The sequence below is a fragment of the Pseudomonas sp. S3(2024) genome (genome assembly GCF_036861315.1).
Classification (GTDB): Bacteria; Pseudomonadota; Gammaproteobacteria; order Pseudomonadales; family Pseudomonadaceae; genus Aquipseudomonas; species Aquipseudomonas putida_A.
The window spans coordinates 984,928-998,187 of record NZ_JAZAQQ010000001.1 but is presented as its reverse complement, the minus strand read 5'-3'; the positions used below and the strand labels follow the sequence as shown (position 1 = coordinate 998,187).

The window sequence follows — 13,260 nt, the reverse complement described above, 5'->3', positions numbered from 1 at the left end:
CTGCGCGAGGCGTTCCGATGAAAAAAGTGTTGTTGCTCAATGGTGGCAAGAAATTCGCCCACTCCGACGGTCGTTACAACGCCACCCTGCACGAAACCGCGCTGAGCGTGTTGGATCGTGGCGGTCTGGATGTCAAAACCACGTTCATCGACGAGGGTTACGACGTCGCTGAAGAAGTGGCCAAATTCCTCTGGGCCGACGTGATCATTTATCAGATGCCGGGCTGGTGGATGGGTGCGCCGTGGACGGTGAAAAAGTACATCGACGAAGTCTTCACCGAAGGCCACGGCAGCCTCTATGCCAGCGATGGTCGGACCCGTTCCGACGCGTCGCAGAAGTACGGCAGCGGCGGTCTGATTCAGGGCAAGCAGTACATGCTGTCGCTGACCTGGAACGCGCCGCAGCAGGCGTTTGATGACCCGAGCGATTTCTTTGAAGCCAAAGGTGTGGATGCGGTGTATTTCCCGTTCCACAAGGCCAATGAGTTTTTGGGCATGAGTGGGTTGCCGACGTTCCTCTGTGTGGACGTGATGAAGCGCCCGAACATCGAGAATGATGTGGCGCGGTATGAGCAGCATCTGAAACAGGTGTTTGGTCTCAAGGCGTGAAGTGATTTCACGTGGTTACGGTTGTAACTGTGGTGAGGGTTTTAAATGTGGTGAGGGGATTCATCCCCGATGGGTCGCGCAGCGGCCCCCCGATCTTGATCTCGAAAAGCGGGGCCTGCTGCGCAGTCCATCGGGGATAAATCCCCTCGCCACAGGGGTGTTCTCTCTCCACAATGGATTTTGTGCAGTCGATCAATAAGGGACACCCGTGAAAGCCAGATCCGATGAGTTGCAGATTTTCGTCTGCGTGATCGAATGCGGTTCGATTTCCGCCGCTGCCGAGCAGGTCGGCCAGACCCCTTCGGCGGTCAGCCGCACACTGTCGCGGCTTGAAGCCAAGCTCGACACCACGCTGATCAACCGCACCACGCGGCGCATGGACCTGACCGAGGAGGGCAAATATTTCTTCGAGCAGGCCAAGCTGATTCTCGACCAGATGGATGCGCTCGAAGAGCGTCTGTCCTCACGCCAGCAAACCCCGTCCGGACGCCTGCGGATCAACGCCGCGTCGCCCTTCATGCTGCACGCCATCGTGCCGTACATCGACGAATTCCGTGGCCTGTACCCGGACATCCAGCTCGAACTCAACAGCAATGACCTGATCATTGACCTGCTGGAACAAAGCACCGACGTCGCCATCCGCATCGGCACCCTTGCTGACTCGACGTTGCATGCGCGCTCACTGGGTTGCAGCCCGTTGCTGATCGTCGCCAGCCCGGCGTATCTGGAAAAGCACGGCGCGCCGCAGCAGGTCGCCGACTTGAGCGAACACACCCTGCTTGGCTTCACCCACAACGAAGGCCTCAATCAGTGGCCGCTGCGTTACGTGCACGGTGACCGCTGGCCGATCACCCCGGCGATCAGCGCTTCCAGCGGCGAGACCGTGCGCCATCTGGCGCTGGAAGGGCAGGGCATTGCCTGCCTCTCGCACTTCATGACCATCGACGACATTCGCGCCGGGCGCCTCAAGGTGCTGCTGGCGGAATTCAACAGCGGTTATCGCCAGCCGATCAACGCGGTGTACTACCGTAACTCGCAACTGGCGCTGCGCATTCAGTGCTTCCTCGACTTCATCCAGAGCAAACTTGCGGCCTACGCCAGCGCCGATTTCAAGGGTTGATTCGTGATCCCTGCGCAACAGTGATTTGGGCGAGGGCGGGTTTTTCCATCGGGGTGGCCGGTCGATACTCACTGCATCACTTATTCACGCAGGGACTTTCTCCATGACCGTATTCATCACCGGCGCTGCCGGTTTTATCGGCGGCTCGATCGCCACCGGCCTGATCCAGGCCGGGCACTCTGTAACGGGCCTGGTGCGCAGCGCCGAACAGGCTGATGAGCTGAAAGCTTTGGGCATCACCCCGGTGATCGGCACCCTCGAAGACAGCACATTGCTGGCTGAACAGGCCCGCGCCGCCGATGCGGTGATCAACGCCGCCAGCAGTGACCATCGCGGCGCGGTCGAAGCGTTGCTCGGTGCCCTGCGCGGTTCGAACAAAGTGTTCCTGCACACCAGCGGTTCGAGCATTGTCGGCGATGCTTCGGGCGGCAAGTCCAGCGACGTCATCTACTACGAAGACAACCTGCCGGAACCCACCGTTGACAAGGCTGCCCGTGTGGCCATCGACAACCTGATCCTCGCCGCCGCACAGGACGGCGTGAACTCGGCGGTGATCTGCAACACCCTGATCTACGGCCACAGCCTGGGCGTCAATCGCGACAGCGTGCAGTTGCCGCGTCTGCTCAAACAAGCGCGCAAAAGCGGCGTAGTGCGCCATGTCGGCACTGGCCAGAACATCTGGTCCAACGTGCACATCGAAGACGTCGTCGCCCTGTATCTGCTGGCGCTGACCAAAAACGTACCGGGCACTTTCTACTTCGTCGAAAGCGGCGAAGCGTCGTTCATTGACATGACCACTGCCATGGCCGAAGCGCTGAATCTCGGCGAGCCACAAGACTGGCCGCTGCAAGACGCCGAAGCCGAGTGGGGTTACGAAATGGCCAACTACGGCCTTGGTTCCAACAGCCGTGTACGCGGCGTACATGCCCGTGAACTGCTGGGCTGGGCGCCGAAGCGTACGTCGGTGGTGGAGTGGATTCGTAACGAAATGGTGTGAGTTAACGCTGCACCGCGTGAAGCCATTCGCGAGCAAGCCCGCTCCCACAGGTTAACCGCATTCTGGCTGACGGAATGCGATCAACCGGTGGGAGCGGGCTTGCTCGCGAAAGCGGTGGAACAAAAACAGAAAAGTTGAATGGCACGCCGTCATCGTCCGTTTTTTTGTCCCGGTAAACCCCCGCAAATACGCCGCATGCCAGTGGAATTTAATTTTTAGCGGGGACTTCGCCGGGTGCTCGGGAAATTACCGGCTAGGCTGCTACCGCGATGAAACGAGGGCGGCTGCGATGCACGTCGCCCTCCACGTGTTGCAGGCATGAGGCCCGTGCAGCACGGCACCGCCCATGGAGTTTTCTGGCAAAAGGAATTTGCGATGGCGAGACACATTGATGCCTTCTCGTAAGGGCGTATCCCCCCGGCGGACCTACATGAATCCGCGATCTCCCGATGAGTAATGGTCGGCCATGACGGCCGGCATCTGTCATTGACTCTGGTTATTGCATTGCACGCTACGCGCGTGGGCGAAGCCGTCACCTCAATTGGCGAAAACAAGGAATAGTTATGATCATTTTGGGTATTACAAACAATGATTTGGCGGGTGCTTGCCTGGTACGTGATGGTCAGATTCTTTCAGCGGTCAGTGAAGAGCGCTTCACCCGCATCAAGGACCATAAAATCTGGCCGGCCAAGTCCATCGAGTTTGTGTTGAGCCAGGCCGGCGTGTCGCTGGAAGACGTCGATCATGTCGCCTATGGATGGAACGCCGGTTTCAGTGCCGACAAACATCTGGCGTTGTACTTCGATCGCATCGTCGAGGAAGTCAGGAGCAACCCCCAGGGCCTTGCGCAGTTCCGTCAGCGTGTGACCGATGAAATCAACAACGACAAGGCAAAGCGCGGCGAATTCGACCAGTTCATCGTCGACAACAGTCTGCAAGGCAAGGCGTACTACATTGATCACCACGAGTGCCATGCGCTCGGTGCCTATGTCTGCTCGCCATTCGAGGACGCGTTGACCCTGACGTGCGACGGACGCGGCGACTTTCAGTCGCTGACCGTCACCTGGTACAGCCCGTCAGAAACCACGGTGCTGCAACGCGAAACCAGTGTCGACAGCCTCGGTTATTTCTACGGCCGGATCACCCACCTGCTCGGTTACAAACCCAACCGCCACGAAGGCAAGGTCACCGGTCTGGCCGCATTCGGCGATCCGCAGAAACTGCTGGGCGTAATGCAGCAGATGATCCGTTTCGAAGACGGCCGCATCAAGGCGCGCTGCGGCGATATGTTCCTGCCGTCCTACAACACCTACAGCGAGCCGCTGGAAACCCTGTTTGCCCGGGAAACCCCCGAGGACATCGCCGCCGCTGTACAGCGTCACAGCGAAGACCTGCTGGTGGCCACCGTCAGCCATCATCTGGCCCTGCGCGGCAGTGCCAACCTGTGCCTGGCCGGCGGCGTGTTTGGCAACGTCAAACTCAACCAGCGTCTGCGTGAGATCCCGGGCGTCAAAGACGTCTACGTGCTGCCGTGCATGGGCGATGGCGGCCTGGCACTGGCTGCTGCGGTCGGTACCGCGTACCTGGAAAACGGCACCCGTTTCAAGAATCCGTCGATGATGCTTGGCCCGGAATCGCGTAGCGTTTCGCAGAACATCAACCTGATCAATCGCGACTACCCTGAACTCGGTTATCACACGCCGTCGAACATCATCGAGGTGTTGACCGAGGCCCTGACGGAAAATCAGGTGCTGGGCATGTTCAAGGGCAAGATGGAGTTCGGCCCGCGTTCGCTGTGCAACCGCAGCATCGTCTATCACGCGCAGGATGCCGAGGTGAACGACTGGCTCAACAAGCGCATGCACCGCACCGAGTTCATGCCGTTCGGCCCGGTCACCGCCATTGAGCAAGCACCGGCCTGCTACGTCGGTTGGGACGAGGAGCAAGTGGCCGCCGATACCATGACCATGACCTACGACTGCCATCCGCAATTTCGCGAGGCAAGTCCGGCCGTGGTGCACATCGACGGCACCGCGCGCCCGCAGATCATTCGCCCGCAGAGCGACCCGTTCATGCATCGCCTGCTGACGGCCTGGCACCAGAAAACCGGTCAGGCAGCCTTGATCAACACCTCGTTCAATCGACACGAAGAACCGATCGTGTGCTCTTCCCAGGACGCACTGGATGCGTTGAAAGAAGGCATGGTCGATCTGGTGGTCATGAGTGAATCGCTGATCGTCTGGCGCAAGGGCAAAAACAGCTTCACCCAGCAACGCTTCGAATAATGGATGGTATTCAGGGCTCCCCGGGGAGCCCTGCTTCAGGAGTACCGGGCTATGGTTGACGAATGTATTTAATCTTCTTCGGTTTTTTTGCGGCGGAAGGGATCATCTATCCGTTCTGGCCGACCTGGCTGGATTCCCTGGGCTTCAGTGCCAGTGAAATCGGCTTGCTGATCGCCGCGGCGTATTGGCCGCAGGTGGTGACCGGGGTGCTGATCACCTATGTGGCCGACTGGCGCGTGGATCAGTTGCGGCTCGCCGCTGTTCTGAGCGTTACCGCCGCGTTATGTACGTTGCTGTTCTACTTCATCCCGGCGCACTTATGGATGTTCGTGTGCTTGAGTGTTCTGTTTGGCGGGCTGTGGATGGTGGTGTTGCCGCTGTCCGAGTCCTATCTGCTCAAGCGCGACAAACTGGCCCTGCAGAATTACGGTTGGGTGCGGGCGGTAGGCTCATCGGCCTTTATCCTGACCTCGACCCTCGGTGGTTTTCTGTTTGCGCAGTACAGCCAGTCGTGGGTGCCGCTGGTGATCGCAGCGAGCATGTTGATCACCGCCGTGGCCTGTCTGCGCCTGAAGCGCCAGGTGGCGCGGGCGCATCTGGCGCCGCCCGGCCCGGCGCGCAAACGGCCGGACTGGAAAGCGCTGTTGGCACACAAAAGCCTGCTGATCGCGATTGCCGCCGCCAGCTTCATTCAGTTGAGCCACACCCTGTACTTTTCCACGGCTTCGATCGGTTGGGGAGTGAAGGGCTTCTCTTCCTCAGCGATTGGCATGTTCTGGGCGGTGGCGGTGATTGCGGAAATCACCTGGTTCGCGCTCTCTAACAAGGTCCTGGCGTTTTGCGCGCCGTTGCCCCTGGTGATGTTTTCCAGTGTCTGTGCGGCACTGCGCTGGGCGCTGTTTTCCAACAGCGACGCGGTGTCGCTGATCCTGCTGGGGCAGTGTCTGCACGCGCTGAGCTTTGCCGCCTACCACGCGGCGATCATGCGCTTTATTCGCGACCAGGCACCGCAGGATATTCAGGTCTTTACTCAAGGGGTTTATTACTCCCTGGCGGTGGCGTTGCCCATGGGCCTGGCCACACCTTTCGCCGGCTACCTGTACCAGACCCGGCCGCAGTGGTCCTACTACGTGATGGCGCTGTTCGCGTTGGTCGGAACGGTGCTGGCGTTCATTGCTCATCAGAAAATGCGAAGTTCAACTCATGGCTCAACAAACGTTTACAGCCGTCTGCTTTGATATGGACGGCGTGCTCATTCAGTCGCGCGAGGTGATTGAACACGCCTGGACCACCGTGGCGCGCGAGTACGGGCTCAGCGTCGATCAGGCGTTCATTGACGAGCACATCCACGGCCGCCCCGGTGGTTACACCCTCAAGACCTTGTTTGCCGAGTTCGACGAAGCACAGCGGGTGGCGATCAAGCGTGAAGTCGACGCCATCGAGCAGGTGACGAACTGTGCGCTGGTGCCGGGCGTCGCGGCGTTGATCGCCCGACTCCGCGAGCACGCCGTGCCCTTGGCGCTGGTCACCAGCAGTTGGCGGGCGCGGGTCGGGCACGTTCTGCAGCAACACGACCTGACGTCGGCGTTCGACAGCATCATCTGCCGCGACGACGTACGCAGCGGCAAACCGGCCCCCGATCCCTATCGCCTGGCGGCGGCACAACTGGGTCGGCAAAGTGATGAATGCCTGGTGTTCGAAGACTCTGTCAGCGGCGTGCAGTCGGCGGTCAGCAGCGGTGCGCTGTGTATCGGCATTGGCGACGACCCGACGCTGACCGCGCATGGCGCCGCAGGTGTGTATGCCGATTTCACTCGGCTTGCGCTTAGGCTCGACGGCAGGGGCGCGCACGGTTATGCCGATGGAGCGCTGTTCATCAACGCGCACCCGACCCAGAGGTTTGCCCGGTCATGACATTGACGTTGCAGCACGCCAGCGTGCTCTGGAAATTCCTCGGTGCGGGGCGCCAACACAGCGCTTGTGAATTGATTGTGGTCTGCGGCTCCTACGACCTGCGGGTCTGCGATTACGCTTGCCAACTGTTGAAAGACGGCGTGGCACCCCACCTGTTGTTCACCGGCAATACCGGCAACTGGACCAGGCATTTGTGGGAACGCTCCGAAGCCGATATTTTTGCCCAACGCGCCTTGGCGCAAGGGGTGACGGCGCAGCAGTTCACCCTGGAAACCCGCGCGACCAACTTCGCCGAAAACATCGCGTTTGCCCGAGCGATGTTTCCCGACGTGCGTCGTGCGACGTTTCTAACCAAACCCAATTCGATCCGGCGCGTGGCGTTGACCCTGCCCGTGCAGTGGCCCGGACTGGAAGCCTTTGTGGATGCGCCGTCGTTCGATTTTCCTGATGACGTCAGCAACCTGATCGGGGTGCTGGGCCTGATCGACGAAATGGTCGGCGATGTGCACCGCATCATGGTTTACCCTGCGTTGGGTTTTCAGGTCGAACAGGCGATCCCCGAAGAGGTTCAGGTAGCCTGGCGGTATCTGGTGGAGCAAGGCTTCGATCACCATTTGATCAAGGGCAGGAGTTGACGCTGACTCCCGCCGGGAGACAGACATGCAGTACGACACGCTGATCCGCAACGCCACCGTCATCGATGGCAGCAACACCCCCGGCTACCGCGCTGATGTGGCGATTCTCAACGGGCGCATCGAACGTATCGGCGACCTGCATGATGCCCGCGCCACGGAGGAAATCGACGCCGCCGGCCGCGTGCTCGCCCCGGGTTTCATCGACGTGCACACCCACGACGACACCGTGGTCATCCGCCAGCCGCAGATGCTGCCCAAGCTCAGCCAGGGCGTGACCACGGTGATCGTCGGCAACTGTGGGATCAGCGCCTCGCCGGTCAGTCTCAAAGGCAATCCGCCGGACCCGATGAACCTGCTCGGCAGCTCTGCCGCATTCGTTTACCCACGCTTCAGCGATTACCGCGCCGCCGTCGAAGCGGCGAACACCACGCTGAACGTCGCCGCACTCGTCGGTCACACCGCGCTGCGCAGCAATCACCTCGACGACCTGTTTCGCACTGCAACGCCAGACGAAATCGCCGCGATGCGCGAGCAATTGCGTGAAAGCCTTGAGTCTGGCGCGCTCGGTTTATCCACAGGCCTTGCGTACGCCAGCGCCTTTAGCGCCTCCACCGATGAGGTCAAACAGCTGACCGAAGAACTGACCGCGTTCGGCGCGGTGTACACCACCCACCTGCGCAGTGAATTCGAACCGGTGCTGGAGGCGATGGACGAAGCGTTCAGCATTGGCCGTCACTCGCGGTCACCGGTGATCATCTCCCACCTCAAATGCGCCGGTGTCGGTAACTGGGGGCGCAGTCCGCAGTTGCTCGCATCGCTGGAAGCAGCAGCGAAAACCCAGCACGTAGGATGCGATTGCTATCCCTACGCGGCGAGTTCTTCGACGCTGGATCTGAAGCAAGTCACCGATGCCCATCGCATCACCATCACCTGGTCGACGCCGCACCCCGAACTCAGCGGTCGCGACCTGATCGACATCGCCGCCGAATGGAACGTGCCACTGCTCGAAGCCGCCAAGTGCCTGCAACCGGCGGGCGCGGTGTACTACGGCATGGACGAGGCCGATGTACGAAAAATCCTCGCGCATCCGCTGTCGATGGTCGGCTCTGACGGACTGCCGGAAGACCCATTCCCGCATCCACGCCTGTGGGGCGCTTTCCCACGAGTGCTCGGCCATTTCAGTCGCGATCTCGGGTTGTTTCCGCTGCACACGGCGGTACACAAGATGACCGGCCTGTCGGCGGCGCGGTTTGGCTTGAAAGAGCGCGGCGAGATTCGTGAAGGCTATTGGGCGGATCTGGTGCTGTTCGATCCTTTGACGGTGCGAGATGTGGCGGATTTCCATGATCCGCAGCGGGCGGCGCAGGGGATTGACGGGGTGTGGGTCAATGGCGTGTTGAGTTATCGCGATGGGCAGGCGAATGGTCGCTGGGAAGGGCGGTTTCTGGCGCGGGACGGGGATTTGCGTGACAACTTTCGCTGACGTTTCGCGGAGTGTGTCACAGTAGTGGCACATTGCAATTAAAGAAAGCCACCGCCAAGCCGAATTGCTGACATCCAGCCCAGCTAAACTCTTGGGCCAACCAGTCAGGGAGCACCCCATGAGCTTCGGCAAAACCACCCCGATCCTGCGGATCTTCGATGAAGCCAAGGCGTTGGAGTTTTACGTCGACTTCCTCGGTTTCAAGATCGACTGGCAGCACCGTTTCGAAGCGAACTTCCCGCTGTATCTGCAGGTGTCGCGTGGCGAGTGCGTGCTGCACCTGTCCGAGCATCATGGCGATGCGACCCCGGGCTCGGCGTTGCGCATCGAGACCGATGAGCTGGAGGCGTTCCAGCAGCAACTGGTGGCCAAGGACTACAAGTTCTCGCACCCACAGATTCAGGCGATGCCGTGGGGCAGTCAGGACATGACGATTGCTGATCCGTTTGGTAATCGGTTGGTGTTTACCAACGCGATCAGTGTTTGAGTCGAGACATACAAAAAAGCCCGCAGCCAGACCACTAATGTCTGGCTGCGGGCTTTTTCGCTATTCGGTCGGCACTAATTGATCCAGCACCCGATTGACGGCGATTTCCGCCACCATCACCACCTGCGCGATGCCTTGCAGGGTCTTGCGGTGCGAGCCTTCCAGCAGACCGGCGAAGTCGTTGAGCATCACGGTGGCCGAGCCGAGGGATTCGCAGGCATCGGCCAGCAACGGTTCGGTGCCGCTGGCCGGATTGGCCATGTAGAGACGATTGGGCTGGTATGGGGTGCCCATGATCGCGGGCCTCGGTGGGCCGAGGTAGTGGTCGAGGGCGCGCTCGGCGGCTTCGTGGAATTTCCTTGATTCGGGGGATTCGTAGGGGGAGGCCGCGTCGGTGGACGGCGGGTTGGGTGTAACTTTGAACATTTGCCAGATCCTCATTGAGGGCTGGCCGCCGTTTCCCTACTAAAAGAAATGGAGGCAGCCGTGCGCAGGTTAGTAGACCGGGGATCTGGGAAACCGGCGCGCCCGAGGGCGCCCTGCGCACAGCCACCATAACGTTCAGGCAAGACCTGACTGTCTGATGAGCGATACGCCCCAAAAACCTCGGGCTACTAAACCCGATCACTGGAAATCAGTGACGGACTCAAGTTACCGACGGCCTCCAGGGCGCACAAGCCGGCGGATTCTGGCGTAGCCGTAGGCAGTGGCGCAAGGATTTGTAGGCAGTAGGGCGTAACACTGAGTGTCTTTAAACATTTGTACTAAAAGTGTTTACTGCGTTATGGCGGCTGGCCTCATCGCGAGCAGGCTCACTCCTACAAATGATCTTCAGTGAACGCAGATTTTGTGTTCCGCACGACTCACTGTAGGAGTGAGCCTGCTCGCGATGAGGCCAGAACAATCACCCACGATGCATCTGCCGAAACTCCCCCGGCGGCATCCCGCGCCGGCTCTTGAACGTACGATGAAACGACCGCGGCTCGGTAAACCCCAGATACTGCGCAATGTCTTGAATCGGCAACGTGCTGTTGAGCAAATAATGCTCCGCCAGCTCCTGACGCAAATCATCAAGAATCTGCTGATACGACGTCCCCGCCTGATGCAACTGGCGCTGCAACGTGCGCACCGACACCGCGAGTTGCTCGGCCACCTGTTCCTTGCGCGGCAAGCCTTCCTTGAGCAACTGGCGCAGGATGCTTTTGACCCGTTGTTCCAGCGATGCATCCTCCAGCGTCGCCATCAAGCCCATCGCGTGTTCTTCCAGGGTACGCAGCAACTGCGCATCGGCCTGACGCAGGGGTAATTGCAGATACGCCAACGGCACGATCAGCGCCGAATACGCTTGCTCGAACAGCACCGGGCAATCGAAAAACGCTTCGTACTGCGCCTGCGTAGCGTCTGGCGGGCACGGGTGTTCGAGCCACACGGCGGCGGGCGACATCTGTGTGTCGGCAATCCAGCGTGCATATTGCAGCCATGAACCAAGAACGTTTTCCACCAGATGCCGGCGGATGCGCGGGCGCTCATAGCGGCAAGTCCAGATCAGGTGTACATGACCGTCCTGCACTTCGGCGCGGCTGACGCCCATGTCGCCCACCAGTTTTTCGAACGGCATGATCCGGCTCATGGCATCGCCCAGGGTCGCGCAGTTCATGGTGATGTAACCGAGCACGCTCCAGGAATTGGGCAGGACGAAGTTGGCCGCGTTGAGACCAAACAGCGGATCGCCCGAGTGCTCGCAGAAATAATCAAGCAGGCGCTCATGAGTTTCGCCCGGCAGGCGCAGGCTGTTGTCGCTCAGTTGCTGCGCCTGCAATCCGGCTGCCGACAATGCCGGCTCGATGGCCATGCCCAGCTGCTCGGCATGGCGCACGTATTTGAGCAGCGGCGGAACCGAGGTGAAGCCGAGCGATTGCATGATCCGAATCCCTTGATCAAGGCCTGCGTGAGCGAATGAATGCCTGAAAGGTAATTTGAAACCCCGACTAAAGTAAATGGCTGGCACTTGCGCGACGTTTGACTCAATTGGCTACTCGAACTGGCCGGATGCGACCGTGACACTTTGCGGCCGCTGAATAGTATGGAGGCCTGCCACATCACTGATCAGACTGCATAAGAAGGACACACGCATGCGACGCTGGAACGGCTGGGGAGATGCAACCACGGTGGTCGAACTGCCGGCGCAGGGCGCGAGTTTTCTCCATGAACGACTGGGGGCCGGGCACGTGTTGCCCGATGCCACGCTGGACGCGGCATTGGCGCGGGTGCCGGTCTCGCGGCTGGCGACGCACACCTTGTACAGCGTCGACGCCCATGACCGCCTGCTGCACGCCCGGGGCCAGAGCCTGCCGGATTGGCTGGCGCTGCGCGAAGGTGCGCTGGGCAATTATCCGGACGCGGTGGCGTTTCCCGAGACCGCCGCGCAGATCCGTCAATTGCTGGCGCTCGCCCATGAGCAGGACCTGTGCCTGATTCCCTACGGCGGCGGCACCTCGGTGGCCGGGCATATCAATCCGCCGGATTCGGCGCGGCCGGTGGTGACTGTGTCGCTGGCGCGGATGAATCGCCTGATCGACCTCGACGAGCAGAGCCAACTGGCGACGTTCGGCCCCGGCGCCAGTGGCCCGCAGGTGGAAAGTCAGCTGCGCGCTCGCGGCTACACGCTGGGGCATTTCCCGCAGTCGTGGGAGCTGTCGACGCTGGGCGGATGGGTCGCCAGTCGCTCCAGTGGTCAGCAGTCGTTGCGCTACGGGCGCATCGAGCAATTGTTCGCCGGCGGCACTCTGGAAACCTTTGCCGGGCCCTTGGAAATCCCGACCTTTCCAGCCTCGGCGGCGGGGCCCGATTTGCGCGAAGTGGTGCTCGGTTGCGAGGGTCGTTTCGGGATCATTTCCGAGGTCAAAGTGCGGGTCAGTCCGCTGCCTGCTGATGAACGTTTTTACGGAGTTTTCCTGCCCAGTTGGAGCAAGGCGCTGCAAGCAATCCGCCAATTGGCCCAGGCGCGAGTGCCGCTGTCGATGCTGCGCCTGTCGAACGCGGTGGAGACCGAAACCCAACTGGCGCTTGCCGGGCATCCGCAGCAAATCGCCTGGCTGGAAAAGTACCTGAGCCTGCGCGGTGCCAGTGAAGGCAAGTGCCTGTTGACCTTCGGCGTGACCGGCAACCGTCGGCAAAACGCGCTGTCGCTGAGCCAGGCGCGCCAGCATCTGAAAGCCTTCGGCGGTGTGTTCACCGGTACGTTGCTTGGCAAGAAGTGGGCGCAGAATCGCTTCCGTTTTCCCTACCTGCGCGAGAACCTGTGGAACGCCGGTTACGTGGTCGACACCCTGGAAACCGCCACCGACTGGAGCAACGTCGACAATCTGCTCAACCTGATCGAAAACAGCCTGCGCGATGCCTTGGCAGCGCAGGGCGAGCGGGTGCATGTGTTCACCCATCTGTCCCACGTTTACGGCGAAGGCTCGAGCATCTACACCACTTACGTGTTTCGCCCGGCGGCGGATTATCCGGCGACGCTGGCGCGCTGGCAGGCGCTCAAGCACGCGGCCAGCCAGACCATCGTCGACAACCACGGCACCATCAGCCACCAGCATGGGGTCGGCAAGGATCACGCGCCGTACCTGCCGCGCGAAAAAGGCGCGCTGGCGATGGATACCTTGCAGGCGCTGAGCAGGCACTTCGATCCGGCCGGGCGCCTCAACCCCGGCACGCTGTTGCAGGAGTGACGA

12 protein-coding genes are annotated in these 13,260 nt (G+C 60.7%); 10 read left to right on the top strand and 2 right to left on the bottom strand.

Annotated features, from left to right (window positions below):
- Nucleotides 1-17 precede the first annotated feature (17 nt).
- The 9 genes from VLA07_RS04650 to VLA07_RS04610 all read left to right on the top strand — a co-directional run bounded on the left by VLA07_RS04650 (nt 18) and on the right by VLA07_RS04610 (nt 9,529).
- Nucleotides 18-608, top strand: a complete 591-nt coding sequence (locus VLA07_RS04650; RefSeq protein WP_095139858.1) for an NAD(P)H-dependent oxidoreductase — start codon at nt 18-20, stop codon at nt 606-608.
- Between the two features lie 208 nt (nt 609-816).
- Complete coding sequence (locus VLA07_RS04645) at nt 817-1,728, top strand: LysR family transcriptional regulator (RefSeq protein WP_027614142.1); 912 nt, start codon at nt 817-819, stop codon at nt 1,726-1,728.
- A 103-nt stretch (nt 1,729-1,831) separates the two neighbouring features.
- Nucleotides 1,832-2,725, top strand: a complete 894-nt coding sequence (locus VLA07_RS04640; protein WP_333988495.1) for an NAD-dependent epimerase/dehydratase family protein — start codon at nt 1,832-1,834, stop codon at nt 2,723-2,725.
- Nucleotides 2,726-3,288: 563 nt separating this feature from the next.
- Nucleotides 3,289-5,010 (top strand): carbamoyltransferase family protein, encoded by a 1,722-nt coding sequence (locus tag VLA07_RS04635; protein WP_333988494.1) that lies wholly within the window; start codon nt 3,289-3,291, stop codon nt 5,008-5,010.
- A gap of 62 nt (nt 5,011-5,072) precedes the next feature.
- Nucleotides 5,073-6,248: an MFS transporter gene (locus VLA07_RS04630; protein ID WP_333988493.1), complete on the top strand. Its 1,176-nt coding sequence runs from the start codon at nt 5,073-5,075 to the stop codon at nt 6,246-6,248.
- A 1-nt stretch (nt 6,249) separates the two neighbouring features.
- Nucleotides 6,250-6,924: an HAD family hydrolase gene (locus VLA07_RS04625; RefSeq protein ID WP_333988491.1), complete on the top strand. Its 675-nt coding sequence runs from the start codon at nt 6,250-6,252 to the stop codon at nt 6,922-6,924.
- Nucleotides 6,921-7,559, top strand: coding sequence for a YdcF family protein (locus VLA07_RS04620; RefSeq protein WP_027614137.1), 639 nt, complete (start codon nt 6,921-6,923; stop codon nt 7,557-7,559). Before VLA07_RS04625 ends, VLA07_RS04620 begins: the two co-directional genes overlap by 4 nt.
- A 25-nt stretch (nt 7,560-7,584) precedes the next feature.
- Nucleotides 7,585-9,042, top strand: a complete 1,458-nt coding sequence (locus tag VLA07_RS04615; protein ID WP_333988489.1) for an N-acyl-D-amino-acid deacylase family protein — start codon at nt 7,585-7,587, stop codon at nt 9,040-9,042.
- A gap of 118 nt (nt 9,043-9,160) precedes the next feature.
- A complete protein-coding gene (locus tag VLA07_RS04610; RefSeq protein WP_007962133.1) occupies nt 9,161-9,529 on the top strand; it encodes a glyoxalase superfamily protein in 369 nt (122 codons plus the stop codon).
- Nucleotides 9,530-9,589: 60 nt separating this feature from the next.
- On the opposite strand, the gene VLA07_RS04605 is transcribed toward VLA07_RS04610, so the two are convergent.
- Complete coding sequence (locus VLA07_RS04605) at nt 9,590-9,955, bottom strand: DUF6124 family protein (RefSeq protein WP_247267961.1); 366 nt, start codon at nt 9,953-9,955, stop codon at nt 9,590-9,592.
- A 478-nt stretch (nt 9,956-10,433) separates the two neighbouring features.
- The gene (gene gliR / locus VLA07_RS04600) at nt 10,434-11,450 is read right to left on the bottom strand and encodes an AraC family transcriptional regulator GliR (RefSeq protein ID WP_333988488.1); all 1,017 of its coding nucleotides are present in this window, start codon (nt 11,448-11,450) and stop codon (nt 10,434-10,436) included.
- 211 nt (nt 11,451-11,661) lie between these two features.
- On the opposite strand from gliR, the gene VLA07_RS04595 reads away from it, so the two are divergent.
- Nucleotides 11,662-13,257, top strand: coding sequence for an FAD-binding oxidoreductase (locus tag VLA07_RS04595; protein ID WP_333988487.1), 1,596 nt, complete (start codon nt 11,662-11,664; stop codon nt 13,255-13,257).
- Nucleotides 13,258-13,260 lie beyond the last annotated feature (3 nt).

What these genes read in the sequence shown, in the direction of transcription:
- VLA07_RS04650 (WP_095139858.1), top strand. Translation starts at nt 18, where the DNA reads ATGAAAAAAGTGTTGTTGCTCAATGGTGGCAAGAAATTCGCCCACTCC.
- VLA07_RS04640 (WP_333988495.1), top strand. Translation starts at nt 1,832, where the DNA reads ATGACCGTATTCATCACCGGCGCTGCCGGTTTTATCGGCGGCTCGATC.
- VLA07_RS04635 (WP_333988494.1), top strand. Translation starts at nt 3,289, where the DNA reads ATGATCATTTTGGGTATTACAAACAATGATTTGGCGGGTGCTTGCCTG.
- VLA07_RS04630 (WP_333988493.1), top strand. Translation starts at nt 5,073, where the DNA reads ATGTATTTAATCTTCTTCGGTTTTTTTGCGGCGGAAGGGATCATCTAT.
- VLA07_RS04625 (WP_333988491.1), top strand. Translation starts at nt 6,250, where the DNA reads ATGGACGGCGTGCTCATTCAGTCGCGCGAGGTGATTGAACACGCCTGG.
- VLA07_RS04620 (WP_027614137.1), top strand. Translation starts at nt 6,921, where the DNA reads ATGACATTGACGTTGCAGCACGCCAGCGTGCTCTGGAAATTCCTCGGT.
- VLA07_RS04615 (WP_333988489.1), top strand. Translation starts at nt 7,585, where the DNA reads ATGCAGTACGACACGCTGATCCGCAACGCCACCGTCATCGATGGCAGC.
- VLA07_RS04610 (WP_007962133.1), top strand. Translation starts at nt 9,161, where the DNA reads ATGAGCTTCGGCAAAACCACCCCGATCCTGCGGATCTTCGATGAAGCC.
- VLA07_RS04605 (WP_247267961.1), bottom strand. Translation starts at nt 9,955, where the DNA reads ATGTTCAAAGTTACACCCAACCCGCCGTCCACCGACGCGGCCTCCCCC.
- gliR (WP_333988488.1), bottom strand. Translation starts at nt 11,450, where the DNA reads ATGCAATCGCTCGGCTTCACCTCGGTTCCGCCGCTGCTCAAATACGTG.
- VLA07_RS04595 (WP_333988487.1), top strand. Translation starts at nt 11,662, where the DNA reads ATGCGACGCTGGAACGGCTGGGGAGATGCAACCACGGTGGTCGAACTG.